23 protein-coding genes are annotated in these 26,616 nt (G+C 59.6%); 10 read left to right on the forward strand and 13 right to left on the reverse strand.

Features of this window, described 5'->3' with window-relative positions; genetic code table 11:
* Nucleotides 1–34: 34 nt before the first annotated feature.
* The 4 genes from EWF95_RS08640 to EWF95_RS08655 form a co-directional block, all read right to left on the reverse strand.
* Nucleotides 35–976 carry an NAD(P)H-binding protein gene (locus tag EWF95_RS08640; protein ID WP_142443655.1) on the reverse strand — a complete coding sequence of 314 codons (942 nt, stop codon included), beginning with the start codon at nt 974–976 and terminating at the stop codon, nt 35–37.
* Between the two features lie 156 nt (nt 977–1,132).
* Nucleotides 1,133–2,692, reverse strand: coding sequence for a rhomboid family intramembrane serine protease (locus EWF95_RS08645; RefSeq protein ID WP_142443656.1), 1,560 nt, complete (start codon nt 2,690–2,692; stop codon nt 1,133–1,135).
* Between the two features lie 264 nt (nt 2,693–2,956).
* Nucleotides 2,957–4,642 carry an ABC1 kinase family protein gene (locus EWF95_RS08650; RefSeq protein WP_142443657.1) on the reverse strand — a complete coding sequence of 562 codons (1,686 nt, stop codon included), beginning with the start codon at nt 4,640–4,642 and terminating at the stop codon, nt 2,957–2,959.
* A complete protein-coding gene (locus EWF95_RS08655; RefSeq protein WP_142443658.1) occupies nt 4,643–5,002 on the reverse strand; it encodes an Hsp20/alpha crystallin family protein in 360 nt (119 codons plus the stop codon).
* A 91-nt stretch (nt 5,003–5,093) separates the two neighbouring features.
* Between EWF95_RS08655 and EWF95_RS08660 the strand changes: the two genes are divergently transcribed.
* Both EWF95_RS08660 and EWF95_RS08665 read left to right on the forward strand, forming a co-directional pair.
* Nucleotides 5,094–6,362, forward strand: coding sequence for a molybdopterin molybdotransferase MoeA (locus EWF95_RS08660; RefSeq protein WP_142443659.1), 1,269 nt, complete (start codon nt 5,094–5,096; stop codon nt 6,360–6,362).
* Nucleotides 6,359–8,314, forward strand: coding sequence for a molybdopterin biosynthesis protein (locus tag EWF95_RS08665; RefSeq protein ID WP_142443660.1), 1,956 nt, complete (start codon nt 6,359–6,361; stop codon nt 8,312–8,314). The genes EWF95_RS08660 and EWF95_RS08665 overlap by 4 nt, the downstream gene beginning before the upstream one ends.
* 120 nt (nt 8,315–8,434) lie before the next feature.
* Here EWF95_RS08665 and EWF95_RS08670 read toward each other — a convergent pair whose 3' ends face one another.
* Nucleotides 8,435–9,700, reverse strand: coding sequence for an urea ABC transporter substrate-binding protein (locus EWF95_RS08670; protein WP_142443661.1), 1,266 nt, complete (start codon nt 9,698–9,700; stop codon nt 8,435–8,437).
* Nucleotides 9,701–10,018: 318 nt separating this feature from the next.
* Here EWF95_RS08670 and EWF95_RS08675 point away from each other — a divergent pair, with 318 nt between their 5' ends.
* Together EWF95_RS08675 and EWF95_RS08680 are read left to right on the forward strand one after the other, a co-directional pair.
* Nucleotides 10,019–10,699, forward strand: a complete 681-nt coding sequence (locus EWF95_RS08675) for a cysteine hydrolase family protein (protein ID WP_185911743.1) — start codon at nt 10,019–10,021, stop codon at nt 10,697–10,699.
* Nucleotides 10,700–10,778: 79 nt separating this feature from the next.
* Entirely contained in the window at nt 10,779–11,963 is a 1,185-nt protein-coding gene (locus tag EWF95_RS08680; RefSeq protein WP_142443663.1) for a hypothetical protein, read from the forward strand.
* Here EWF95_RS08680 and EWF95_RS08685 read toward each other — a convergent pair.
* The 4 genes from EWF95_RS08685 to EWF95_RS08695 all read right to left on the reverse strand — a co-directional run bounded on the left by EWF95_RS08685 (nt 11,960) and on the right by EWF95_RS08695 (nt 14,819).
* The gene (locus EWF95_RS08685; protein WP_185911744.1) at nt 11,960–13,141 is read right to left on the reverse strand and encodes a CobW family GTP-binding protein; all 1,182 of its coding nucleotides are present in this window, start codon (nt 13,139–13,141) and stop codon (nt 11,960–11,962) included. The two genes, EWF95_RS08680 and EWF95_RS08685, sit on opposite strands and share 4 nt — an antisense overlap.
* A gap of 162 nt (nt 13,142–13,303) precedes the next feature.
* Nucleotides 13,304–13,480 carry a hypothetical protein gene (locus EWF95_RS13545; RefSeq protein ID WP_185911745.1) on the reverse strand — a complete coding sequence of 59 codons (177 nt, stop codon included), beginning with the start codon at nt 13,478–13,480 and terminating at the stop codon, nt 13,304–13,306.
* 49 nt (nt 13,481–13,529) lie between these two features.
* Nucleotides 13,530–13,904 (reverse strand): hypothetical protein, encoded by a 375-nt coding sequence (locus EWF95_RS08690; protein ID WP_185911746.1) that lies wholly within the window; start codon nt 13,902–13,904, stop codon nt 13,530–13,532.
* A 66-nt stretch (nt 13,905–13,970) separates the two neighbouring features.
* Complete coding sequence (locus EWF95_RS08695) at nt 13,971–14,819, reverse strand: ubiquinol-cytochrome c reductase iron-sulfur subunit (protein WP_142443665.1); 849 nt, start codon at nt 14,817–14,819, stop codon at nt 13,971–13,973.
* 161 nt (nt 14,820–14,980) lie between these two features.
* On the opposite strand from EWF95_RS08695, the gene ppc reads away from it, so the two are divergent.
* The gene (gene ppc, locus EWF95_RS08700; RefSeq protein WP_142443666.1) at nt 14,981–17,674 is read left to right on the forward strand and encodes a phosphoenolpyruvate carboxylase; all 2,694 of its coding nucleotides are present in this window, start codon (nt 14,981–14,983) and stop codon (nt 17,672–17,674) included.
* A gap of 235 nt (nt 17,675–17,909) precedes the next feature.
* Here ppc and EWF95_RS08705 read toward each other — a convergent pair whose 3' ends face one another.
* Complete coding sequence (locus tag EWF95_RS08705) at nt 17,910–18,890, reverse strand: hypothetical protein (RefSeq protein ID WP_142443667.1); 981 nt, start codon at nt 18,888–18,890, stop codon at nt 17,910–17,912.
* Nucleotides 18,891–19,122: 232 nt separating this feature from the next.
* Here EWF95_RS08705 and EWF95_RS13550 point away from each other — a divergent pair, with 232 nt between their 5' ends.
* A complete protein-coding gene (locus EWF95_RS13550) occupies nt 19,123–19,281 on the forward strand; it encodes a hypothetical protein (protein WP_185911747.1) in 159 nt (52 codons plus the stop codon).
* Here EWF95_RS13550 and EWF95_RS08710 read toward each other — a convergent pair.
* The 3 genes from EWF95_RS08710 to EWF95_RS08720 are packed head-to-tail and all read right to left on the reverse strand — an operon-like array spanning nt 19,278 to nt 22,198.
* Entirely contained in the window at nt 19,278–19,607 is a 330-nt protein-coding gene (locus tag EWF95_RS08710) for a DUF7126 family protein (RefSeq protein WP_142443668.1), read from the reverse strand. The two genes, EWF95_RS13550 and EWF95_RS08710, sit on opposite strands and share 4 nt — an antisense overlap.
* Nucleotides 19,604–20,521, reverse strand: coding sequence for a glutamine-hydrolyzing GMP synthase (guaA, locus tag EWF95_RS08715; protein ID WP_142443669.1), 918 nt, complete (start codon nt 20,519–20,521; stop codon nt 19,604–19,606). The genes EWF95_RS08710 and guaA overlap by 4 nt, the downstream gene beginning before the upstream one ends.
* Nucleotides 20,522–22,198, reverse strand: a complete 1,677-nt coding sequence (locus EWF95_RS08720; RefSeq protein WP_142443670.1) for a CTP synthase — start codon at nt 22,196–22,198, stop codon at nt 20,522–20,524. It abuts the gene before it with no gap.
* Between the two features lie 157 nt (nt 22,199–22,355).
* Here EWF95_RS08720 and EWF95_RS08725 point away from each other — a divergent pair, with 157 nt between their 5' ends.
* The 4 genes from EWF95_RS08725 to EWF95_RS08740 all read left to right on the forward strand — a co-directional run bounded on the left by EWF95_RS08725 (nt 22,356) and on the right by EWF95_RS08740 (nt 26,603).
* Nucleotides 22,356–24,014 carry a potassium channel family protein gene (locus EWF95_RS08725; protein ID WP_142443671.1) on the forward strand — a complete coding sequence of 553 codons (1,659 nt, stop codon included), beginning with the start codon at nt 22,356–22,358 and terminating at the stop codon, nt 24,012–24,014.
* Between the two features lie 78 nt (nt 24,015–24,092).
* A complete protein-coding gene (locus EWF95_RS08730) occupies nt 24,093–25,085 on the forward strand; it encodes a beta-ribofuranosylaminobenzene 5'-phosphate synthase family protein (RefSeq protein WP_142443672.1) in 993 nt (330 codons plus the stop codon).
* 14 nt (nt 25,086–25,099) lie between these two features.
* Nucleotides 25,100–26,170 (forward strand): hypothetical protein, encoded by a 1,071-nt coding sequence (locus EWF95_RS08735; RefSeq protein WP_142443673.1) that lies wholly within the window; start codon nt 25,100–25,102, stop codon nt 26,168–26,170.
* 73 nt (nt 26,171–26,243) lie between these two features.
* The gene (locus tag EWF95_RS08740) at nt 26,244–26,603 is read left to right on the forward strand and encodes a hypothetical protein (protein WP_142443674.1); all 360 of its coding nucleotides are present in this window, start codon (nt 26,244–26,246) and stop codon (nt 26,601–26,603) included.
* Nucleotides 26,604–26,616: the final 13 nt, after the last annotated feature.

The following is a 26,616-nucleotide window of genomic DNA, read 5'->3' on the forward strand; positions in this document are numbered from 1 at the left end:
TCGGATGCTCGGGCTCATCGTTTGCCGCTCCCGATCATGGCTTTCCTCCGCGGAGCAGCCGCCCGAGCCGGGCTTTCGGCGTCGGCGAGGCCGCCGGCTCGTCGGCAAGCGCGTCGGCGACCGCCGCCTCGAAGGGGAGTCGATCGCGGGGCAGCAGCTCCTGAATCCGGGTGTCGGTGACGACGACCGAGTTTTTGACGCCGTCGATCAGCGGCCGGGCGACCGCGGGGTCGACATCAGTTACAAACCGGATCCACCACGACGACAGCCGCGGGGTCAACACCGGCACCGGGACGATCCGGAGCCGGCCACCGAGCTGGCGGCGGGTTTCCTTGAGGATCTCCGCGTAGGTCAACACGTCGGGGCCGCCGATCTCGTAGGTGTCGCCCGCGGTTTCGGGGGTTTTGGCGACGCCGACAAGATAGCCGATCACGTCGTCGATGGCGATCGGCTGGCACTCGGTGTGTACCCATTTTGGCGTGATCATCACCGGCAGCCGGCCGGCGAGTTGGCGAATCAGCTGGAAGCTGATCGAGCCCGCGCCGATGATGATCGCCGCCCGGAGGACGGTGAGGTCGTACTCGCCCAGCCCGAGGATACGCTCGACCTCCCGCCGAGAGCGCAGATGTGGCGAGAGATTGTCGCGGTCGGCGCCGAGCCCACCGAGGTAGACAACGCGGTCGAGGTCAGCGTCGCTGGCGGCCTCCGAGAAGTTGCGGGCGGCCCGGCGGTCGCGTTCGGCGTAGTCGCCGCCCGCGCCCATCGAGTGGATTAGATAGAAGGCGAGGTCGACATCAAGGGCGTCATCGAAGCTGCCCGGCTCCAAGACGTTGCCCTCGACGACCCGCACCGCCTCGGGCCCGTCGTATCGCTCGCGGCTCCGGGTGAGGATCGTCACCTCGTGGTCGGCAGCGAGGAGGGCGTCGACGAGGTTGCCGCCGACGAAGCCGGTCGCGCCGGTGACGAGTATCTGCATACATGATGTTGGGTCGGGACGCGAATAACTGTTGGCTCGATAGGACTCGTTAGAGGCGGTCGGCAGCGTCGGCATCGGCATCGAGATCAGCCGGTGTGAGTTGACTCCTGATGAAGCTGTCAAATACAGTAGTGCAAGATACAGAAGATGAATCCGCTAATCGATATCCAGTATTAGATCGCACTCACCCTCGAACCTAGGAGCCTCGTTGTACTCAATCAGTTGCTTCTCCAACTCTCTGAGTTCCGTCTCAATGTCATCAAGCAGTTCAGAGGCACCCACTGCATCAGAGTATCCTGTTACAGATTCAATTTCGTCAATATGCCTCTGCGGACCTGTGGCGTAAATACGGAACATGTATGGATCCTTCCGGCCCTTCGCAAAGGATCGCTTGTAGTGATAGAGCATGATCGCTCTCTTCCGGAATTGGTCAGTATCTCCAATCAGTCGGAAGTAGTCGTCTTCCTCCAGTGCTTTGGTTTCGAAGGCGTCACCAACTGCTGATTTGAGATCCTTTTTATCCTTATCCGTACGCTCTAACAGTAACACTCGCTCAAACAACCATTTGGCGTAGTTCTCCTCAAGAATATCGATCTGCCTCATATTAGTATGCTCGTCGATGCTCAGGTTATCGACGAAATCATCACGAATATCTAGAAATTCAGTGTACAGGTCGTCTATACGGCCTACAGAATCTTGGATATCTGAGGCGTGATTCGTTGTGAGGTCTTCGAAGTACGGATCATCTCGGAGGCTCTCCGGAACTGCGTACATCGAATCTCTATCTGCGAATAGCGGGACATCAGTCTCACCAACAGCCGGAAAATCTTCTAACCACGTGCTAATACGACTCTGGAGAGTTTCAGCATGGTTCCGTTGAGTCTCTAACTCCAGTTCACGACGAAAGAGTTTGGCACTCCGCCTTGTGTGGTTTGCATACCAGATCGTGATGAGTACCAAGATTATCGTGGCTCCAGCTTGGATTGCGGTAGAGATTGATGGGTTCTCTGGGGTCGCTATCAGCAGGTAAACTATCACTACCGTCTCGGCAACGACCAGTACTAAGAGTGCCGTTCGGAACGGAGCTTCTTTAGCTAACTCGATTAAATTTGAGACCGGATTTTCAACCTGAGATCCCACGAATACGAGTCCCAAAAGAATACCTATAATTCCACCGGCCACGTGAACATATCCACCATTATTGACGTAGATGTCTATAGCGTACTGTGCAACAATCACTGGAGGTCCTAAGATTGCTAAGGTATAGCGTATACTCTCCGATGGATCAATCTCTTCATCTGGTCGGTACATCGCTATATATACAATGGCATAGAAGCCGAATATACCCATAATCGCACCGCTCGCCCCAGCTCCGGTGCTGCCGGTAAAATTAGTGTGGATTAGTCCTGCGAGGATACCAGTTAGCATATAAACAGTAAGATACGTACTTCCCGCCACGTACCGCTCCAATACCAGTCCGTACACCAGAACCCCCAGAATATTTCCAGCTAAATGTAGCGTTGTCCCATGAGCAAATAGCGCGAGTATCCATGCCGGTGTTGGTTCAAAACCCGGAGGAAAGAGAAACCAGAACTCGAATGTTTCTATTCCAAATTGGGTAATGATGAGGAGTTCCAATGGATAGGTGACGAGAAAAACCAATATTAGTGAAAATGTAACACGCTTTTTTGAAAGGAAAGCCTGTACTCGACCCATAATGATTGTTTTCAAACAGCTACAAAATAAAACGTTCCATGCGTTTAGAGGCAAAATGGGATTACTAAATACTCATTAGCGTTGTGCTTATTATGTCCATTAGGATAATTGGTTGGACAGATCAGACACAGCCAATTCAAACAAATTGAAACATCGTACAAGACCCGCGCCCTCCATCTTGCACGCTAATCTGTAACAACATCCGCCATCTGATACTGCAATCACTACAGTAACCAAGAGTCGAACCTGAACCGCTTGTAAGACTTACCGCTCCTCGTCACGCTGCCGCTGCTGGCGCATGCTCTGCCGTGTGAACTGCGGGCGCGCCCGCAGCCCGGTCGGCTGCTTGAACGACCGATAGAGGAAGAACACCATCGGCACTGTCAACGCCAGAATCGCCACCGAGATGCGCCACTGACCCGTGAACGAGTAGATGATCGACGCCGACAGCAGCCCGACGGCGACGATGATCGAGTAGGAGATCCGCTTTGCGAGTTTGTCGAGGACGTGGTTTTCGTCGTCGATCTGGACGTTGACCGTGAGATTATCGCGTTCGACCGTATCCAACACCCGGTTCAGCTTCGGCGGAACAGTGAAGAGGGCCTCGGCGGTATCTTGTACCTGCTCGCCGGCGTCCTGTGCCAGCCGCTTGATCGTCTCCTCGCGGTAACCTTCCTCGGTCAGATAGTCGGTCGCCACCGAGATGAAATCGAAGTCCTCGTCGAGGGTCACGCAGACCCCCTCGACGACAGTCGCCACCCGGAGCACGAGCGCGAGATTCCGAGGCAGTCGCAGCGGGAACTCATATATCGTTGATTCGACCTGCTCGATGATCTGGTTGACACGGTACTGCTCGATATTCTCCCCGCGGGCGTCGGCGATCGCGAGCTCCAACACGTCGCCCATGACCTGCCGGTCGGCCGTCGGGCTGAGCGTCCCCATATCGATCAGGGTGTCGAGGATCGCATCGATATCCTGGTTGGCGACGGCGATGTAGAACTCGACGATCTTCTCCTGGATGAAGGGATCGACCGTCGTCGACATCCCGAAATCATAGAAGATGATCGTCCCGTCGTCTTTCACCGCGAGGTTGCCCGGATGGGGGTCGGCATGGAAGACGCCGTCCTCGATGATCATCTGGAGGTAGACCTCCTGGAGCGTCGTCGCCAACTCGGTGCGGTCGAGGCCCTTCTCGTCGAGAGCCTCGACATCGTTGATCTTCGTCCCGGGGATGTACTCCATCGTGAGCACCCGCGGGCTACAGACCGGATCGATCGGCTCGGGGATGTCAATGTCCTCGTTGCCGTCGAAGTTGCCGCGGATCTCTTCGAGGATGTCGCGCTCGCGGCTGTAATCCATCTCCTGGCGGATCGTTTTCGCAAACTCGTCGGCAAGACTGTCAAGCGAGAAGGCCCGTCCCTCACCGATGAACCGCACGAGAAGCGGGATCGACCACCGCAACACCTTCAGATCGGCTTCGACAAGCGATTCGATCCCCGGCCGACGGATCTTGACGGCGACCTGCTCGCCCTCGTATTCGGCGAGATACACCTGGCCGAGGCTCGCGCCGCTGATCGGCTCGGTGTCGAACTCGTCGTACACCTCCGTAACGTCGCCCAACTCCTCCTCGATCACCAACTTTGATTCGTCCCACGGCGCGGGCGGCACGTCATCCTGCAGACTCGACAACACCTCGATGTAGGCCTTCGGCAGGATGTCAGGCCGCGTCGACAGCAGCTGGCCGAGCTTGATGAACGTTGGTCCGAGTGTCAACAGCGTGTCCAACAGCACTGCCGCGCGCTCGCGCTGCATCTCCCGGCTGACCTGCCGGCTCCGCCCGAAGATGAGGAACCGCCGCCGATCCCGCAGGTAGGCGACGATCAGGGGCAGAAACCGGTAGGCGACGACGACGAACCGTCGGTAGGCACGCAGGGAGACCAGAGCGATCACCTACGCCGAGGCGTCGTCGATCGGGATCGACTCCCCGTCGGTCGCCGCTTTCGGCAGCCGGATCTCCAAGACGCCGCGGTCGATCTCGGCGGTCGCCGCGCTCCCGTCGGCCTCCCGTGGCAGCGGCAACTCAGCGTCCAAAAACAGCGGCCGATCCTCCCGAAGATACTGGAACTCCGGCGGTACCGACTTCCCGCGGCGGGCCTCGACAATCAGCCGTCCCCCTTCGGTGCGGATGTCGGCGGTCTCGGCGGTCACCCCCGGAACATCGAGCACCAGCAGGTAGGCGTCGTCGGACTCAAGCAGATCGGCGAACACCGCATCCGGCAGCTCCTGCAACGCATCGCGTAATGGTGACATGCTCCGGTGTAGGGTCGGGAGGTCGAAAAACCCCGCGGTCGGGGTGTGCCGCGAGGCCGCGGCTTAAGAGGGTTGCCCAACAAAGGGGCCCATGTCAACCGAGGATCGACGCCGCGCCGGGTTCAAGGAGCGAACCCGCCTTGTGGCCGCCCGCGAGCAGTTGCTGTCGGCGATCACGCCACACGATCGCACCGAACGCCTGCGGCTGTCGCTGGCCGACGGCCGTGTGGTGGCGACAGGGCTCACCGCGCCGAACCCTGTGCCGAACTACGAGCGCGCCGCGATGGATGGCTACGCTGTCCAGGCGGGCGACACCGTCGGCGCGTCGGCTCACAGCCCCGTCGTCTTGGATGCCCTCGACCGTGAGGCCGACTGCCGACCCGGCGGAGCCGTTCCCGTCCACACCGGCAGCGAAATCCCGGATGGAGCCGACGCCGTCATGAAGATCGAACAAGTCGAAGAGATCGGCAGCGAGATCGAGGTCTTCACCGCACTCGCTAAGGGCAGCAACGTCGGCCCCGTTGGTGAGGATGTCAACGAGGGCCAGTCGCTCTATGAGCCGGGCCACCGGCTTCGACCATCGGATCTCGGCCTGCTGAGATCGGTCGGCTGCGACGAGATCGAGGCCTACCAGGAGCCGACCGCCGGGGTCGTCCCGACCGGCGAGGAGCTCGTCGAACGCGATCCCGAACCGGGCGAGCTCATCGAGACCAACGGGCTGACCGTCTCGCAGTTGGTCAACCGCTGGGGCGGCGTCGCAACCTACCGCAACACCGTCACCGACGACAAAGCGGCACTCCGGGCGGCGATCCAGCGCGATCTCACGAAGGACGTGATCGTCACGACAGGGGGCTCCTCGGTCGGCGAGCGCGACCTGCTCCCGGAGGTCGTCGACGAACTCGGTGAGGTGCTCGTCCACGGCGTGGCGATCAAACCCGGCTACCCTGTCGGCCTCGGCGTCGTCGAGGAGACGCCCGTGCTCATGCTGCCCGGCAACCCGGTCGCCTGTATCGTCACCGCCCAGCAGTTCCTCCGGCCCGCGCTCAAACGAGCGGGCAACATGCCCGTCGAGCCGATCCCAACGCAGTCGGCGACATTGGAACGCAAACTCCCCAGCGAGCCCGGCACCCGAACCTTTGCTCGCGTCGAAACGAGCGATGGCGACGGCGACAGCGAGAACGCCGCCATCGGCGACGATGGCGACGACCCAGACCGCACCGCAACGCCAGTCCGCACCGGCGGCGCGGGCATCCTCTCCAGCGTCGCGCTCGCGGATGGCTGGGTCGTCGTCCCCGAGGAGCGGGAGGGCTACAGCGCGGGCGAGAGCGTCGAAGTCGAACACTGGGAGGCAATGTCATGACCAAGGAGTTCCGCACGCTGGCCGATCCCGAAACCGTCCGCGAAACGATCGCCGACCTCGATCTCGGCGGCGGGGTCGAACACGTCGATCTCCGCGACGCCCGCGGCCGCGTGCTGGCGGAACGGGTCGACGCCGGGATCGACGTGCCAGGATTCGACCGGGCGGCGATGGACGGCTACGCCGTGCAGGCCAGCGACACCGTCGGCGCGGGTGAAGCCGATCCCACGGTGCTCGATCTTGCTGGGACAGTCCATGCCGGCGAGAAGCCGGACGTATCGGTCAACCCCGACACCTGCGTCGAGATTTCGACCGGCGCGGTCATGCCACCGGGAGCCGACGCGGTCGTCGTCGTCGAGCGAACCGACGAGATCGGTGGCGACGCCAACAACAACGACACCGCCATCGAGATCCGAACCGCGGTCGCGCCAAGCGAGAACATCATGCTCGCGGGCGCGGATATCGCCGCCGGCACGCGCGCACTCGGCCCCGGAACGCGGCTGACGCCGCGGGAGATCGGCCTGCTGTCGGCACTCGGCGTCGACGAGGTGCCGGTTCGGGCGCGCCCACGCATCGGGATCATCTCGACAGGCGACGAGCTCGTCCCGCCAGGTGAGTCCCTCGACAGCGAGCGCGGCGAGATATACGATGTCAACACGACCACGATCGCCGCGGGCGTCGAGGGGGCCGGCGGCGAGCCGGTTGTCTACCCCCACGCCGGCGACGATTTCGAGACGATGGAGGACTTGCTCCGGCAAGCCGCCGACGAATGTGATCTCGTGCTCTCCTCGGGGTCGACCTCAGCCAGCGCGGTCGACGTGATCTATCGCGTCATCGAGGAACGCGGCGAACTCCTGTTGCACGGTGTGGCGGTCAAACCAGGCAAGCCGATGCTGGTCGGGCGGATCGATCAGCCGGAGGGCGGCGACAGCGAGACCGCGGCGAAAAACGGCGACGAGACGGCACGGTCAGCCTACATCGGCCTGCCGGGCTACCCCGTTTCGGCGCTGACGATCTTCCGGATCTTTGTCGCGCCGGCGATCCGGGCCGCCACGGGCCAGCCCGAGCCGACGACCGCGACCGTCGACGGCAAGCTGATCGCCCAGCAGCGACACGATGAGGGCCGGCTTCGGCTGCTGTCTGTCGGGCTGATCGAGGACGCCGATGGCAACACGCTGGTGTACCCGGTCGACAAGGGGTCAGGGGCGACGACGAGCCTCGTTGATGCCGACGGCGTTGTCGAGATCGGCCCCGACACCGACTACCTCGCGGCGGGCGAGTCGGTGACCGTACAGCTGTTCGATCCTGACGTGCGCACGCCAGGCCTGCTTGCGGTCGGTGAGGCCGATCCGGGGCTCACCGAGCTGCTGGATATCCTCGATCGCCCGCGATTCCTCCCGGTCGGGAGCCGCGAGGGGCTGCGTCGGCTCCGGAACGGGGTTCCTGATCTCGCCGTCGTCGCCGGCCCGACCGACCGCGAGATCGATGCGGTCGAGCTCGGTGGCTGGTCACGGGAGTGGGGGCTGATCGTCGCCGATGGAAATCCCGATGGGATCGACGGGCTCGCTGATCTCGTCGACGACGACCACCGGTTTGTCAACCGCAACCGCGAGTCCGGGCTGCGCGTCAGCTTCGATGCCGAACTCGACGCGCTGGCCGATGCTCGCGGCGTCGACCGCCACGATTTGACGACGGCGATCGATGGCTACGAAGCGACTGTGAGTGGGGTCGAAAGCCCCGCCCGCCGCGTCGCCGACGATCGGGCGGCTGTCGGGCTCGGGCTGCGGGCGACGGCCGACCGCCACGACCTCGGCTTCGTCTCGATCGGGACACAATCAGTCCGGCTGCTCGGTAATCCGGATCGGGTTGGGAAACCCGCGATCGACGCGGTTCAAGACGCGCTCGAAACGCTGCCGGCGGCCTGCTCGTCGCTTGCGGGCTATCAGTTTGGGTGACGCGTTCTATATCGCTAACGAACGTAGACGGTTTTAACCACCCAGATCGTTAGTTAGTGTCTGTATTTTCTTACTATAGATGAGCAAGGAGAGTGCCACGAGGCTTGACCCCAGGGCAGTTTACAAGTCGAAAAACTCTGATGGGGTATAGAATTCTGTTTCCTCGGTAGAAGTTAGATCACAACCAACTGTCTGAGACAGGAATTGCTCTTGAATCATCTCTTCATTTGAGAAGGAGATATTATGATTTTCATCTGCTCGAGCAATATTCATGTTATGGGACATGTGGTGAGTTTCACCGTCTAAGGTAAGTTCTCCTTCCGGCGCACTAATACTCATACCCTCTTCCAGTGTACTAATTACCTCCTGTTGGTCTGTGGTTCCAGCCTCCTCGACCGCCTTCTTGTACAGATAAAGTGTAAAGTAATTGTTTTGTGACTCTTGATTTACGTATGGCGCGTCTGGGAATTTCGATTGGAACGCGTCACGATAATCAACGGCGGATTCTCCCTCCATTTCTTGCATATAATTCGTTGCAACATGCACGTCTTCTAAGGCAGGTGGGTCGAAGCGTGTGTGTTCATATGCCTGCGCCATTGTAATGGAGGTTCCAATTGGGATTGAGAGGCCGGCAGAGGCTCGTTGTGAGAAAAAGCTTGTCTGGAACTGTCCGGTCAAGAACGACATAATTATATCTGGGTCAGCCTCAGAGATATTGCTAATTGTTGAACCAAACTGACTATTCGATGAAGGGATAAATTCTTCATCGATTACCTCAGCATCATTCTCTTGCGCGATGATTTCTACCCAATCAGCTGATATTTGTCCGAAGTTATAGTCAGGTGCTACAGTGTAGATCGTTTCAGCATCATACTTGTTCAGCAAATGAGTGACAACATGTTCGATCTGCTGGCGTGCTGTTGCACCGGTACAGAAGGTGTATGAATCACAGACTCCACCTTCATACTGAGTTGTGTAGAAATACAGCTGCTCATTTCTATCGACAATTGGGCGTATTGCTTCCCGATGAGGGCTTGCATACGTAGCAATCAATGCATCAACATTTTCTTGAGTAATCAAGCGTTCTGTTAGTTGTTGATACCTGTTAGCATCTGATTGTGGATCTGGATCAAAGAGCTCGATCTGTCTTCCATTAATCCCACCGTTGCTATTTATTTCATCAATTGCGAGTTTTGAGGCCTGCCACTTTGGCTTGCCTATCGTTGCAAAACGACCAGATTGATCCTCCAACACACCGATTTTAATCGGATCGTCTTCATTTGCCGAACCAGAGCTTGTACCACCTGTACACCCTGCTAATCCGGCACCTGCTATCGTCGCTGTCGTTGCTATGTACTTTCTTCGTGTCTGTTTATTTTCACTCATATTTGTTCTCTATTTGCGATTGTAAGCTGTTGATTAATATTTTATTACAGTTCTGCGACTGTAATTCAAACATCCGATTAAGTCAGAGATTTTTGTATATAAAAGAGTTCTCCTAATCCGAAGTAGTATTATTAATCTATTTATTGTAGGCACCTACCGTTGTTACTTATTCGTATTCTACCTGAGACCTTTGATACCTAATATGATAATCGATAGGCCATAATCCACCAAAGTACGGATGATAAATTAATAAAATTGGCTATTTATTCAATCTGTGATCCCCTGCTTATTTACCGCTATTACATCGATATGATCATAATGCTTCCAACGAATCCAGGCCCAATCGGCAACCAGCCAGCCTTACTCGTGATTGACCCACAAAACGATTTTCTTGAGGAGGATGGTGCAGTGTATTGTCCATCCTCGTCAGTTGACGGCATCGAGAAGGTAATTGGAAATATTCGTCACCTTGTCCACACTGCCCGAGACGCAGAAATTCCGATTATATGGACGAAAGAATCTCACAGACCAGATCTCAGTGATTATGGTGCGGAATTACTTTCGATAGAAGAGGAACATACGATCGCTGGAACAGAGGGCGAGCAAATTTCGTCAGCGTTCGATATCAGCGAGGGAGATCTCCCTGCTGGCGAATATCTAATAAAAAAACGGCGGTATAACTGCTTCCATAACACTGACCTCACCCATTTATTATCTACGTATGATATTGATACACTCATTATTGCTGGTGTCACGACAAATGTGTGCGTCCATTATACAGCTCAAGGGGCTCATGAGCGAGATTATGTCTTTCGTGTAGTTGAAGAAACGACGGCTGGTAGTGATCAGCATCTCCATGATGCCGCTATTGACATGCTAAATTACCTGCAACCAGGTGGTGTTCAACAACTTACTGATGTAGAGACCGCGCTCAAACAGCATGACGGCAATGATATTCTGCGGCGGGTGAGATCTAATGGCAGTGTAATAACAAGATAGACTAACGCACATTCGTTCAAATATGGTAAGAGAAACGAACATGGACAAAATATAAATTATATCGTACAAAAGTAGGCGTGTGAGTTCAAATACATCCAATCACCAGGTTTTTTCTCCTCATACCACTTCAAACGATAATAGTAGCGACTATCAGTGGTATCGTGGACAGCTCCATGTCCATACCAACGTCCATGACAAATCCGACGTAGTACAGTGGTACAAAGAACATGGCTATGATTTTGCAGCAATAACTGATCTCAACTACGCTACCCCTGTTTCAGATCTTAAATCAGTGTACGATGAGCCAGAACAGTTTATCATATTACAGGGGATGGAGACCAGTACCTATCATGAAGGAAACATCCATGATGTAATGGGTTACGGCGGTACACCTGAGAAAGTACATTTTGATAGCGTTGTTCCGGCGATAGATGATACCGAATTAACGGGCACAGCAGATCAAGGATCAGCAAACAGCCGTTCTGTGACCGTCCCATCAGAGCCCGCCAAGCAAACATACAAACTTCAAGCCCAGCGTCTTTCGGAGGCTGGATGTTTGACAGCGATTGCACACCCAAACCTGACATGGGCAGCCGGTGCTGAAGAGATCCTTAGTGTCGATCCTGATATACTCAGCCATTTTGAGATGATTACGACTGAACCTGGGATGAACGACAGAGGTGGTGGCGACCACCCGTCAACCACAGAAATCTGGGATCAAGTACTCTCGACAGGCCGTACCCTCTACGCAATAGCCGCTGATGATTCTCACCATTTTGATCGGTTTGGCCCCCAAACAAGACCAGTTGAAGGAGAAATGCGGACGTATGCACCGTCATTACCAGGACGAACCTCAGTGTTTGTTCGCGCCCGTGAACTCACAACAGAACAGATCCTTAATGCTGTTAGCAGGGGGGACTTTTATTGTGTTAAACATGATCTGACGCTTCCGATTAAGTTTGAAGAAATAACAGTAACTGATAATGTCTTTGAAATTCAGCTCCCAACAGCAAGCAAAGACATTGGGTGGACATCTGGAATACATAACCCGACCCAGTATCGAACGACATTTATTGGAAAAAAAGGCTCTCCGGCAGATGAGATTCGTGATGATCCAGCCGAAGTGCTTAAAAGAGATAATTCAACTCACCCATCATACTCGTTCACCGGCTCTGAGCTGTATGTTCGAGCTCGGATTGAAGGATCTGACGGGGCTACTGCTTGGACGCAGCCTGTATTTTTCAGGGATAATAAAACAGATTAAAAATTTATAAATTCACCTTCTGTCTGTGGGAATGGATCAGCAGAAACCTGCTCATAATCGGTGCTGGAGCAGACGCAGTTTTCAAGCGTCTGTTTGAATGAATTGATATCCATATCCTGGCCAATTATGACGATTTTTGTTTCTCGATCGCCCCACGTTTCATGCCATTCTATTTCCCTCGTTTCTTGATAGTTGTTCTGACGAGCCTGTGGTAGTGATGCTATCCAACGTCCAGAAACGTCAAGGTAAGCGTGGTTACCGGACACTGAAAGATTCAACGCATAGTCTTTAATTCCAGCAACGTGTACACGTCCTTTGATTCTGAGAATTTCATCTGGTAACGATTTCAGTGTAGTAGCCAATCGTTTTGGATCCATTGGTTGATGACACTGAAATACAAAAGAATCAATAGAATATTCATCCGACAGGTGTTGGTGGTTCCCCTGATCGGAGTTTCTGGTATCTTCTGCGCCAGTTTCTTTCTCATGAAGAACTTGTTTCCATACCGGAGAATTTGCTACGTCCTCTGGGTCAAATCGACCAGTGTTAATAACTTCTTTTGGCTCTACGTCGCCAAATTCAGTCACCTTTATTTCGGCTTTTGATTGGATATTCTCGATCGTCTCGGTAACGTTCGTAAGTTCAATCTGATTTACCAAATCTTTTTTATTTATTAGTATGGTGTCACAAAATTCTATTCCATCTATCATCTGATTCGGGAGTGGTTTTTTGTTATTTGAATTACCGTCCGTGCCGATTTTTTTATCAACTAAGTTATCGTAGAAATTCCGAGCATCAACAATAGTTATGATACTATCAAGATCATAGTATGCAGAAGAACGCCCCTGAATCAGTTCTTTTGCAACCGGTTTTGGATGACTTATACCAGAAGGCTCAATAAGTAGGTGGTCAAGTTCCTCCGTGGTTGCTAACTCAATTAATGAATCTTCCAGATCTCCTCGCATACTACAACAGATACATCCATTTGAGAGCTCAATCATTTCGTCGCTCTCAACATGTCTCTCTATTAAGTTTGCATCCACATTGATTTCACCTACATCGTTAATCACAACTCCCATCCTATAATTATGTTCACATGTTATGATTTGTTTCAAAAATGTCGTTTTACCAGCTCCAAGTGTTCCTGATAATAGCGTAACTGGAATTACTTCTTGCATGCAACAACTCACAATATATATTGGTAAATCTCTGCTGTTATGTTCTGTCATCGTGAAAAAAGACAAATAAATCGGATTCAGCGCGGTCACGCCCCGTTTCATCAACAGGAGTGTCGACAACTCGTTCCCCAAGCTCATCGGCAGCTGCGGCTATCGGCTCGATCAGAGAAACCGAACGATCAAACCGCCGATGACGACCGCCGCCGGAACCGCCTGTGCGATCCCGAGCGGCGTGAACCCGCCGCCGTTTGCGATGCCGAGTACCAACAGCCCCACAAACGCAGGCAGCGCGACCACTTTTGCGGGGAGCGATCCGTCCGGTAGCTGGCTGTCGTTCATACACGACGCTCCGATCAGCCCGACACAAAACGGTTGTTCTCCACCCGAGTCACTCGTCGTGAGTGTCTTCGTCGACATCGGTCGCTGTATCGGTGGTGTTCTCAGCATCGGCCATCGCCTCGTCGATCTCGTCAGCCGCCCCTTCGATCGGCAGCTCATCGAGCTGGCCGGCGATCGCTGCCGCGTCGGCGGCGACAGCCTCGTAGTCGGCACCGGCCTCGGCGGCGACCGCCCGAATGTGGGTCGCCAACAACGAGAGGGTGTGAATGCTCGGTTCGTAATCGCTGGTCGGATCTCTGGCGACGACGGTGTCGACGGTCTCGTCGTCGCGGATCACGCCCAGATGGAGCGCGGTGATGGAGTCGTCGTCCAACAGCGTGCGGGCACGGTCGCGGTCGTCGGTGAAGGCGGCGCGGTCGCTCATAGCGGCCTTCGGCGGAGAACGCTGAAAAAGACGCGGGTCGGCGACGGTGGCCGTTATGCTACAGCGTTAGTCGTCCGGTCGCGGCCGGCCGACGTAGATCGCACTGACGATCGAGAACGGATTGTACACCGACTGGTGACACTGACAGTAGACCCGATCCTCGGCGTCGTAGTTCGCCGAGCCGGTGAGTTCCTTGTATCCCGGCACACAGCAGAAGTGCGTACACTTGTTCAGCCACGCCATAACGCCTTGGTCGGTGCTGGCCTGCAGCCACGGATCATCCTGGGCGGCCTCTTCGATAGCGTCGGATCGAATGATATTCACCGGAACCAGGTTTTCCGAATCGGCGGATCGCCACTTTGCCTCCGCGGGTTTGCCGAGCCCTGCTTGGCCGATCCCGTTGCCCCACTCGGTGTAATCCTCGAAATCGCTGATGTTGAACTGATCGCCCTCCGATTTCGCCTCCTGTTGCCACGCGTAATCGGGCCCTTCGACGGCGACAAAGTAGTTGTCCGACTCGTAGCTAGGAACGAGTGCGTTGTTCGATTCGAGCCCGCAGTACTGGAACCACTCCTGGGAGTAGGTGACACCCGAACCCTTGAAATCCTCCGCCTTGGCGACCTCGAACTCAACCCCCTGTTGTGTCTCCGTTGTTACTTCCGGCCAGACACCCTTGATGAACCCCTCATCGTCGATCTCGATGGGGATCTGTGGCATCCCGCGCGGGGCCGGGCCGGCTGTGTTCTCGATAACGCGGGCTTCGACCGTCCCACCACCCGCACCTGAGGCGGTGGTGAGTGAGTTGACAGAAACCGCACCGGTCGCGCCAACGCCGGCGAGCGCGCCACCGCCGACGACGCCTTTGACGAACCGCCGTCGCCCGGATTCTGGGGGATATTTGTCGTCTTCGCTCATAACTGACGGTTGGTCGCGGGCGTGAAAAGCATGACGAATATCCGCCCCCCGAACCAACCGAAATCAGCCTGCTTGTCTCCTCTCGCGTGGTATATCTGTCGAAATCGAACAGATAGCCGATGTGGTGAGACTTTTACGAGTGGGTTGTTCTACCATACGGTATGTCTTTGCACAACCGAGGTGTGCGGCAGGATGTCCGTGAACTCGGTGCCCTACTCGGTGACGTACTGAAAGAACAAACCTCAAGCGACGCGTTCGAAACCGTCGAATCCCTCCGAAAGACGGCGATCGCCTACCGCGACGACGAGATCGACTCCCGCGAGGAGCTGCGAGAAACCATCGATCAGCTCTCACCGGGTGAGGAAGGCGAGATCGCCCGCGCGTTCACCACCTACTTCGAGCTCATCAACCTCGCCGAGGAGCGCGAACGCGTCCGGGCAGTACGGACAGGCTCTCAGGAAGGCACCCTCGACGACAGCTTCGATCGAACCGTCGAAACGCTGACCGAGGCCGATGTCGACGCCGACGGCGTCGAGGGCATCCTCGACGATGTGTTGATCGAGCCGACCTTCACCGCCCACCCGACGGAAGCCCGCCGCCGAACGATCAAGGCCAAGCTCCGCTCGATCGGCGACCACCTCCAGACGCTGGACGAACACAACCTCACCGACCAGGAAGCCGAGGATGTCTGGGAGGATATCAACGCCGAGGTGACAAGCCTCTGGCAGACCCGGCAGGTTCGACAGCGACAGCCCGAACCCCAAGACGAGGCGCGCAACATCCAGTGGTATCTCGAAAACACGCTGTTCGATGTCGTCGGCGAGGTCTACTCCGAGTTCGAGGAGGCCGTCACCGACGAGTACCCCGATATCGATATCCCCAAGCTCTTCGAGTTCCGGTCGTGGGCCGGCAGCGATCGTGACGGCAACCCCTTCGTCACCGTCGACGTGACCGACGAGACGCTGGCAACCCAGCGGAATATCGTCCTTGATCGGTACAAAACCCGGCTCAAGCGGCTCTCGGCCGTATTGAGTCAGGACGGCGACCGGTATGCGACGACCGGCGCGTTCAAATCCTCACTGGAGGCTGACATCGAACGCTTCCCCTCGGTCTCGGAGGAAGCCAAGGAGCGGTACCCCGAGGAGCCCTACCGCCAGAAGTTCGGTCTGATGCGGGAGCGACTCGACCGCGTCGGCGATGTCCGGCCCGGCGGCTACGAGGAAAGCGAGGAGCTGCTGGCGGATCTCGAAACCGTCGACGCCAGCCTGCGGGCCTACGGCGGTGTCGACATCGCCGACACGTACATCCAGCCGCTGATCCGACAGGTCGACACCTTCGGCTTCTCGCTGGCCAGCCTCGACCTCCGGGATCACCGCATCCAACACACCAAAGCCCTCGATGAGGCCCTCGCAAACGAGGGGATCGACTACCGCGGCCTCGATGAAGAGGAGCGCGTCGAGCTCCTGACCGACGCCATCCTTCAGGACGAACCGCTGCTCGATATGGAGTCACCGGGCGAGCTCAGCGAGGAGTCCCAGAAGGTCATCGACCGGTTTCTCGCGCTCGGCGACTGGCAGAAGGAGTACGGGATGGAGGCCATCGACACCTACTGTATCTCGATGGCTGAGGAGCCAAGCCACGCCCTCGAAGTCCTCTTCCTCGCCGATCAGGTCGATGTGGTCTCGCTGCCCGACCATGTCGGCATCGACATCGTCCCGCTGTTGGAGACCGAGTACGCGCTCAACGGGGCCGATCGGATCATGGGGACGCTGTTCGAAAACGAGGCCTACAAACAGGCTCTTGAGATCCGCGGCAACACCCAGGAGATCCTGCTGGGGTATTCGGACTCAAACAAGGAAAACGGGTTCATGGCCGCCAACTGGGATCTCTACAACAACCAGCGTCGCCTCGCGGAGATCACCGAGAACTACGGCGTCACGATGCGGATGTTCCACGGCCGCGGCGGCTCGATCTCACGGGGTGGCGGCCCGATGAACCGCGCGCTGCTCGCCTTGCCCAACGAGACCGTGACCGGTCAGGTGAAGTTCACCGAGCAGGGTGAGGTCATCGCCGAGAAGTACGGCACCCCGCGGATCGCCGAGCGCAACCTCGAACAGATGCTTGACGCCCAGATTCGGGCCCGCCACAACGCGATCCAAGAGCCGATCGAGGAGGTGCCCGACGAGTGGAGCGACGCGATGAACACGATGACCACCGCCGCCCGCGAGGCCTACCGCGACCTGCTGGAAACCGATGGCTTCGTCTCCTACTTCGAGCAGGCGACGCCGATCACGGTGATCGAGAACCTCAACCTCGGCTCGCGGCCGGCCTCCCGCTCCGAGGAGCGATCGGTCGAGGATCTGCGGGCGATCCCGTGGGTGTTCTCCTGGACCCAATCGCGGTGTATCCTGCCGGGGTGGTACTCGATCGCCGCAGGGATCGACGCCTATCTCGACGATGGCGGCGATCTCGACACGCTCGCCGAGATGTACGAGGAGTGGCCGTTCTTCCGGACGACATTCGATCGGGCGACGATCGCGCTTGCGCGAACGGATCTCGAGATCGCCGACGAGTACGCCGCCCTCGCCGACAGCGAGCTGCGCGAGGAGTTCCAACCCCGGCTCGAAGCCGAGTACGAACAGACCGTCGAATACATGCTGGAGATCACCGGCCGAAGCTCGCTGCTGCGGCGTGAGTGGTTCGAGGAGAGTCTCGAACGCCGGAACCCCTACGTCGATCCGCTGAATCTGCTGCAGACCCACCTGTTGAGCCAGACGCATCTCACCGAGGCCGAGGAGCGAACCCTGCGGCTGACGGTCAATGGGATCGCTGCCGGGATGAAAAATACCGGATAACGCGTCGACTCGGCGGTTTTGAGTCGGTCGGTGCTGTTTTTGTTGCGTTGCTGTCGTCGAACGCTCTCGCTCAACAGCCGAACATACGGTTGCAAAAGCGTGACCGCAATCGTGGAGGGCGTCAGCGAGAACCGCAACCCACACGCCGAGGAGTGCCTCAGATGGCGTGTGGGCGTGCCCGGAAGATGATCGGAGTGGAGTGACACCGATCACAGAGTGTGCGTACTGCTACCGATTAGGGGGCACCACCTCCGTTGCCGGCGTTTCCGTTACCGCTGTTGCCCGGATTTCCGTTGCCGGCGTTTCCGGCGTTGCTCGGGCCGTTGCCGTTGCGACCCGGTCTGTCGTTCTCGTCACTGTCGGCGGCGTCACCGGCATCGTCAGCGTCGACCGCGCCCGCGTTTCCGGCGTTGCCAGGCGCGTTCTCGGCACCGCGATCGGCTTGCCCGGGTGCGTTCCCGGCGTTGCCGGCCTGTGGTGGCGCGTTGCCAGCGTTGCCCGGTCGGTCGGGGGCGTTCCCCGAGCCGTTGCCCGGGTTCTCAGGCCCGTTGCCGTTGCCGGCTGCCGAGGAGACGATCGGCCCGAGCTTGTCGTACTCGCCGTTCTGGAACGCGCTGATGATCTCGTGAATCGTTGAGACCTGATCAGGCACCGGCTCCGGCATCGCTGTCGGCGGGCCCTCGTCGTCTTGGGCCACGAGCGAGCCGTCCTCAACCGCGTAGACGGTCGTCTGGGTGACGTTGTCGACGGTCACCGAGAGCGCAACCGCCGAGCGATTGCCGAGGTCGAAGGCGACGGTGCCGTTCCCGTCGGTCGCGCCGACCACGGTCTCGTTGACCGCGACGGTCGCGTTTGCGACAGCCGAGTCGTTTTCGGTCACCGAGACGGTGACCGTGCCGTTGTCGAGCGTCGCGTCGTACGCGACATCGGTCTCGTTGTCGGCATCGTTGGCGTCGTCGCTGTCGGCATCGTCGGCATCGTCGTTCTCGTTGTCGGCATCGTCGGTTTCGTTCTCAGCGTCGCTATCGTCAGCATCCTCTGACCCGTCAGCATCTGACGCGTCGTCATCGGACGTATCGTCGCCCTCCTCAGTCTCGTTGGGTTCCGTCTCGTTGGTCGCCTCGTCGGCGGTCTGGGCTGCGACCGCACCCGAGGCGATCGGGACGGCCAGCAGGCAGACGGCCATCACCACTGCCATGATCGTGGTTCGGTTCATTGCGATTCGGCCTACCGGCGGTTCCCACTTCAACCCGGATAGCAGTAGCCTCGAATTACCGTGTTTTAGCCACAGTTGCGCCCGTTTTCGTCGGATTACAACTCGGACTAAGCGTCAAAAGAAATTTATAGGAGTTACTGATCGCTGCCAGCCAACTCCTCGGCGACACCGTTTGAGCTGCGCAAGAAGAATTATGCTGAGAGACTGTGTTCGAGTAAACAGGTGATGTCCCATGAGTCAAACTGAACTGGAGACAGTGACCTACGGCGATGAGTGGGGCGAAGAAGCGTTCCGCGATACTGGAGCGGCGACCTTCGGGCGCGCTGAACCGTTCGATCACGACAGTCTCGTTTTTGCGTCGGTTCGTGAAACGTTCGACGACGAAAGCTAGTCCGCAGCCAACTCCTCGGCGACGACGCTGACATCCAACAACGCGGGATCGACAGCCAGATCCGTCTGCCGCGTGGCGACCTCTGGCAGCGACTGCTCGCTGTAGACGACCACGCGCACATCCGGGTTCAGTTCCTTCGCCACGGGGATCCCGCTGGCCTCGCCTACATCGGTCAGTACCAACATCGCGGCGGCGTCGATGCCGGCGGCTTCCAGCGTTGACGACGACACCACATCCTCGATCTGAGTGATGCTGAAGCCCTCGCTTGCGAGTGCGTTGCCGAGGCCGTCGGGATCAGGGCCGGCGACGATTGCGGTCTTGCTCATTCGTACTCGATGGTCGCCGGCGGTTTGTGGGTCACGTCGTAGACGACGCGGGCGACGTTGTCGTTTTCACCCGTAATGCGACTCTGGATGCGCTGGAGCGTATCCCAGTCGATCTCCTGGGCGCGGGCGGTCATCCCGTCGCGGCTCTCGACCGACCGGACGGCGACGACCCAGCCGTGAACGCGGTTGTCGCCCTTGACACCCGTCGCTTTTCCGATCACGGCGGCGAAAGCCTGCCACGGTTCGTACTCTTCGAGCTCTTCTTCGACAACGTGGCAGGACTCGCGGGCGACTTCGACCTTCTCAGGGGTTACCTCGCCGATAATCCGCACTGCGAGGCCGGGGCCGGGGAACGGCATGCGTTCGGAGATAATTTCTTCGAGGTCGAGTTCGCGGGCGACCTCGCGGACTTCATCCTTGTAGAGGTCGCGAACGGGTTCGACGATCCCCTCGAAATCGACCACGTCGGGCAGCCCGCCGACGTTGTGGTGGGATTTGATGTTGCCTTCCGACTCGATGCGGTCGGGGTAGATGGTTCCCTGCACTAACTGCTTGGCGTCGGTTTCCTTCGCCTCGCGTTCGAACTCGCGGATGAACTGCTCGCCGATGACCTTGCGTTTCTCCTCGGGGTCGGTGACGCCCTCCAGCGCGTCGAGGAACCGCTCGCGGGCGTCGACGATCTGGAGGGAGTCCATGAACGAAAACGTCTCGCGGATCTGCTCGGTTTCGCCTTTTCGCATCAGGCCGGTGTCGACGTAGACCGGTGTTAGCTGGTCGCCGACCGCCCGATAGGCCAGCGTCGCCGCCACGGAGGAGTCAACGCCGCCGGAGAGTGCGATGATCGCGTTGTCGTCGCCGATCTGCTCGCTGATCGATTCGACTGCCTCGTCGATGAACTCGGTTGGGTTTACCATCTAAATGGTCGCCTCGGTTTCGGTGTCGTCGTCGGTTTCGGTACGATCCGGTGCCTGATTGCGCTCCATCACCGCATCGAGGAAGCTCACGAACGGCGGGCTCGCGCGGTCGGGCCGTGAGCGGAACTCGGGATGGAACTGCGTCCCGAGGAAGAACGGATGATCCTCCAATTCGAGGATCTCCATCCGGCGGCCCGAGACACCGGAGAAGACCATGTTCCCGGATTCCAGTTCGTCGATATACTCGGGGTTGACCTCATAGCGGTGGCGGTGCCGCTCGGTACAGGAGTCAGCCTCGTAGATCTCGGCGGCCAGCGTGGCGGGTTCGATCTGGGTTTCGTGCGCGCCGAGGCGCATCGTCCCGCCCATGTCGTCGATCTCCTTCTGTTCGGGCAGGATGTCGATGACCGGATGGGGGGTGTCCTCGTCGATTTCGGCGGAGTGCGCGCCATCGAGGCCGAGGACGTTGCGGGCCTGCTCGATAACGGCCATCTGGAAGCCAAGACAGAGCCCGAGGAACGGCACGTCGTTCTCGCGGGCGTAGCGCACGGCGTCGATCTTTCCCTCCGCGCCACGGGAGCCGAAGCCGCCGGGGACGATGATCCCGTCGGCCGACTCCATCCGCTCGGCGTGTTTTTCTTCCATTTCGTCGGCATCAACCCACAGCACGTCCACGTCGGTTTTGCGTTCGATGCCGGCGTGTTTCAGGGCCTCGTGGATCGACATATAGGCGTCTTCGAGGCCGTATTTGCCGACGAGGGCGATCTCGACGCTGCCGGTTCGCTCGCGGGTGACCAGATCCCGCCACCGCTGGGATCGGTCGGCCTTCGGCACCGCGTCGGCGTCGATCCCGAGCCGCTTCATCACGTACTCGTCGAGGCCTTCGTCTTCGACCATCAGCGGCACCTTGTAGATGTCGTCGACATCGGGGTTCGAAAAGACGGCATCGGTCGACACGTCACAGAAGCGGGCGATCTTCGTCTTCGTCTTCGTGTTGAGTCGCTCCTCGTTGCGCCCAACGAGGATATCGGGTTGAAGCCCGATCGATCGCAGTTCCTTGACGCTGTGTTGGGTGGGTTTGGTCTTCTGCTCGCCGTTCATCGAGTTCGGGACGAGCGTGACGTGCATGAAGAGCAGATCCTCGTCACGTTCCTCGCTGGCAAACTGTCGCAAGGATTCGAGGAACGGCATCGACTCGATGTCGCCGACGGTGCCGCCGATCTCGACGATACACACGTCGGTGCCTTCGGCGGCCTCACGGATGCGGCGTTTGATGTCGTCGGTGACATGCGGGATGATCTGGACGGTTTTGCCGAGGTAGTCGCCGGCGCGCTCGGCTTCGATGACGCTCTGGTAGGTTTTGCCCGTCGTCACGTTGTGGTCGGAGGTCATGTCGATCCCGAGGAAGCGTTCGTAGTTGCCAAGATCAAGATCGACCTCGCCGCCGTCCTTGAGGACGTAGACCTCGCCGTGCTCGTAGGGGTTCATCGTCCCGGCGTCGACGTTGAGATAGGGGTCTACCTTGACCGCGGTCACGTCGAAGCCGGCATTCGCCAGCAGGCGGCCCGTGCTCGCGGCGGTGATCCCCTTTCCGAGCCCGGACATCACGCCGCCTGTGACGAAAATAAACTTCTCCCCCAGCGTGGGGTCGTATTCGGTGGTCGGTTCGGGTGGCATACCGACTGTGCGGCAGGTTTCATGAAAACGGTTTCGATGGACGCGATGGGCTGTCGGATCGTTGGGTTCTGTTGTTTGCTACCACGCCGACACGAAGATGACTGCTCTCGTCGCCGCCAGACGCCGGTGTTTTCTACACCCACCACATTGCTCGGGTATGCGAAGTCTCCGGAAGCGGGTGGCCTACTTCGTCGTCTTTGTCGCTGTCTTTGTCGTTGTCATGGCGGTCGTCTACGACGCCGGGATGCGCGCCTTCGAGCCCGGCCCCTACCCGCCACCGGGGACGGAGATCTCGCTGTTTCACTCGGGACAGGTCGTCGTCGAGACGATCACCGCCACCGGCTACGGCTCGGATGCCCCCTGGAAAAGCCCGGAGATGAACGCGCTGGTCGTGCTGTTGGATCTCACCGGCGTCGGCCTGTTCTTTCTCGCCTTGCCGGCCGTGTTGCTGCCGTGGTTTCGGGATGCGTTTTCGGTCTCGGTGCCGACCGCCGTCGACGACGAGTTGGCGGATCACGTGGTCGTCTGTACCTACACCGATCGCGCCCGCGAGCTGATCGCCGAGCTTGAGTCGGCGGATACCGACTACGTGCTTGTCGAACCCGACGACGACCAGGCGGCCGAGCTCTACACCGACGGCTACAGCGTCATCACCGGTGATCCACAGTCGACGGAAGCCCTGCGGAGCGCGAATCTCGACACCGCCCGCGCGCTCGTCGCCGATGTCTCCGATCGGGTCGATGCGAGCATCGTGCTTGCGGCCCGGGAGCTCAGCGAGACGGTGACCGTCGTCAGCGTCGTCGAGGAGCCAGCCCACACCAGCTACCACGAGCTGGCCGGCGCGGATCACGTCGTGACACCGCGACAGCTGCTCGGTGAGGGGCTGGCACGGAAGGTAACGACCACCGTCGAGGCCGATCTCGGTGAGTCGATCCGGCTGGGAGAGGATCTCGAACTCGGCGAGATCCCCGTCCGGGGCGACAGCGAACTCGCCGGCCAAACGCTGGCCAACAGCGACATCCGCGACCGGTACAGCGTCAACGTCGTCGGCGTGTGGTACAAAGGCGAGTTCACGACGCCGCCGCCGCTGGAGACCCCCTTGGCGCGCGGGATGACACTGTTGGTGACCGGCGATCGAGCCGCCTTAGATCGGCTCCGCAGCGCGACCGGCTCTCGCATCCGGCAGTTCGGCCGCGGGAAGACGATCATCGTCGGCTACGGGCAGGTCGGCCAGGCCGTCTCGGAGCTGCTTTCGGCGGCCAATATCGCACATACGGTCGTCGACAAAAAGGAGAAACCGGGCGTCGACATCGTCGGCGACGCAACGGTCACCGAGACGCTCGAATCGGCCGGTGTTGACGGGGCCGCGTCGGTTGTGTTGGCGATCCCGGATGAGACCGCCACCGAGTTTGCGACGCTGATCGTCCGCGATCTTGATCCGGAGACGGAGATCATCGCTCGCGCCGAAACCGGAGGCGCGGTGCCGAAAACCTACCGTGCGGGCGCGGACTACGTGCTCTCGTTGGCGACGGTCAGCGGCCGATCGATCGCGTCGCTTGTCATCGACGACGAGGAGATCCTCGGCATCGAGACCAACGTCGAGATCATCAAGACGACAGCACCGGGGCTTGCCGGCGAGACGCTGGAGGGCGCGAAGATCAGAGCGCGAACCGGCTGTACCGTCGTCGCCGTCGAACGCGACGACACGACGCTGACCGATCTCGATGCCGACTTCCGGATCGACGCCGACGACCGCCTTGTCATCGCCGGCAGCGACAGCGGTGTCAACACCTTCCTCGAAGAGTTCTGTGGATAGCCGCGATCGATCGCGGCCGCTACCCCCGGAGGCTGCCGCTGTCGAAACCTGAATACCCCCGGCTGTCGAAGCGGTCACATGACACAGGTCGCCGTCGGTGGGCGGCTTCATTTCGGGTTTAGCAACCTCTCGCTGTCCCACAGCCGACTCTACGGGGCGCTCGGTGTCGCCCTTGAGGGGCCGCAGGTATCGCTGTCGGCAACCCCCGCCGACGCGGTCGACGCGCCGCCGGCGATCGAATCGGTCGCCGAAACGGTCTGCGAGCAGTTGGGTGTCGACGGGGTCTCACTGCGGGTCGACCAGCAGCTCCCGGCACACGTCGGTCTCGGAAGCGGTACCCAGCAGGCACTCGCTGTCGCCACGGCGGTCGCCGGCGCGTACGACAAAGGGATTGCAGTTCGGGAGATCGCCCCCGCTCTTGGTCGCGGGGGCCGCTCGGGGATCGGCGTGGCGACCTTCGAGGCCGGCGGCTTCGTCCTCGACGGCGGCCATCCGACCGCGCGGTTCACGACCGACCGGCCACAGGACGGCGACTGGACGGTGCCGCCGGTCGCCGCCCGCCACCCGGTTCCCGACGACTGGCGATTTCTGCTCGTTGTCCCCGACAGCGAGCCGGGTCGCAGCGGCGACGTTGAGGACGACAGCATCCGGGCGGCCATCGAGCGCGCCGAGCCGGCGATCGCCGACCGGATCTCGGGGCTGCTCACTCGGCGGGTGTTGCCCGCGATCGCCGCCGGCGACGCCGACCGCTTTGGGAAGGCGGTCGCCGAGATCGGCCGGCTCAACGGCGCGTGGTACGCCGACGAACAGGGCGGCGTCTACCGGCCGCCGGTCGGCGAACTCGTCGACGCGCTGTCGGGGTCGCCGGCGATCTACGGGGCGGGGCAATCCTCGTGGGGGCCGACCGTCTACGGGATCACCGACGCCGGCCACGCCGAGGCGGCCCGCGACGCCGGCCGGACGGCGCTTGAGGTGGCCGGGATCGACGGCGACGTACAGGTCGTTGCGGGGCGAAACCACGGCGCGCGCGTTGCTGGCGACCCGATCGACGTAACGGCTAAACGGTCGTAGCCGAATCAGCTTCTATGGTCGATATGCCGTTCGGCGTCTCCCGGCTGGATTCGATGCTCGATGGGGGTGTCCCCACGGGCAGCGTCGTACTGCTGGCGACCGAACCCGGGGCAGGCGGCCGGAAGTTCGCCCACACCAGCGCGGCGATCAACGCCCTGGCGACAACCAACAACGCCGCCTTCGAACACCACTACCGCGGGATCGACCACGAGGGGGTGATCGTCCCCGCGAGCGTCCACTATCTCTCGGTGGCCGCGACAGCCGGCTCTCTGGAGGCGACGCTGACCGAGACCGTCAGCAGCGAGATCGCCGCCCAGGCGACCGACGGGATCAGCCACCACGATCTCTCCGAGACCTACTTCGAGGCGACCGACGTGCCGGACGCGTGGTACCAACACGACGACCCGGCGTCGACGCTGCCCGGTGTCGACACCGACGACGACGCTGTCGAGGAGATCGACGCGACAGATCCGTTCGAGTACGCCGAGGATGTGGGGGCGATCACAGACGACAGCGAGGGCGAAGGCGAGGGCGAGGATGAGGGTGAGGGAAGACCGGACGCTGCTGACGGCGAGCGCGAGGGGATACCCGAGGCTGCTGACAGCGATGCCGAAACAGCGAGTGACACAGCCGCGATGACAGACACCGAAGGTCACGGCGCGACCGACACATCTGGGATCCTCTCGGCGTTGCGGGCGTCGCTGGACGACGCCGTCGGCGGGAACCTCGTTGTGATCGACGCGATCACCGATCTCGATGATCTCCCCGAGGAGACGGTGGCGTGGGATGCTGTCGTCCGCCTGCTTCGCGGGCTGACGCGGTTGGTCACCGCCCGCGGTGGGCTGGTGCTCGTCGTCGCCGACGCGGAGGCGGTGACCGACCCCCAGCTGGGCAGCCTCTCGGCGGCGACGACCGGAACGCTGTCGTTTGCGTGGGAGACCGGCGGCTCCCAGCGCGCCCGCCTGCTGTCGATCCGGGAGCTCCCCAGCGCGCTCGATCGGCTGGATCGAGACGAGATCGCCGCCTTCGAAAGCGAGCTTCACGATCGGGGCTACGACCTGAGCAACGTCCGGAAGATCCACTAAGCCTCCCTTTTGGAGTGGTCAACAGCCTAGTATGTCCGAAATATTAACTACTAGGTGTGTGTTGCGTTGCCACATGGCGAACAACGAGTCAGCCGACGAGCGGGCCGCTGATGCCGAAACTGGGGGAGACACGGCATCGGCGACCGACAGCGAGGTACCGTGGCGGGATGTCACCGACAGCGCGGCGGGCGAAATCGATACCCCGCCGCCAGCGAGCGACACCAAACCGACCGAGGTGATCGCCGGGACGACAGCCGTCATCGAGCCGGCGGTCTACTGTGAGCAGTGTCCGCAGTTCGACGACTCGGCGGGCGAGTGCGCCAACGCGGACACTACCATTCTCGAACCGCTACACGACGGCCGGTTTCACGTCGCCAACTGCCCGGTCGTCACCGCCGACGGGCCGGTCTTCGACCGCGGCCAACGGGACTAAACCATCCCGGCCA

The organism is Halonotius roseus (genome assembly GCF_006861655.1).
GTDB lineage: Archaea > Halobacteriota > Halobacteria > Halobacteriales > Haloferacaceae > Halonotius > Halonotius roseus.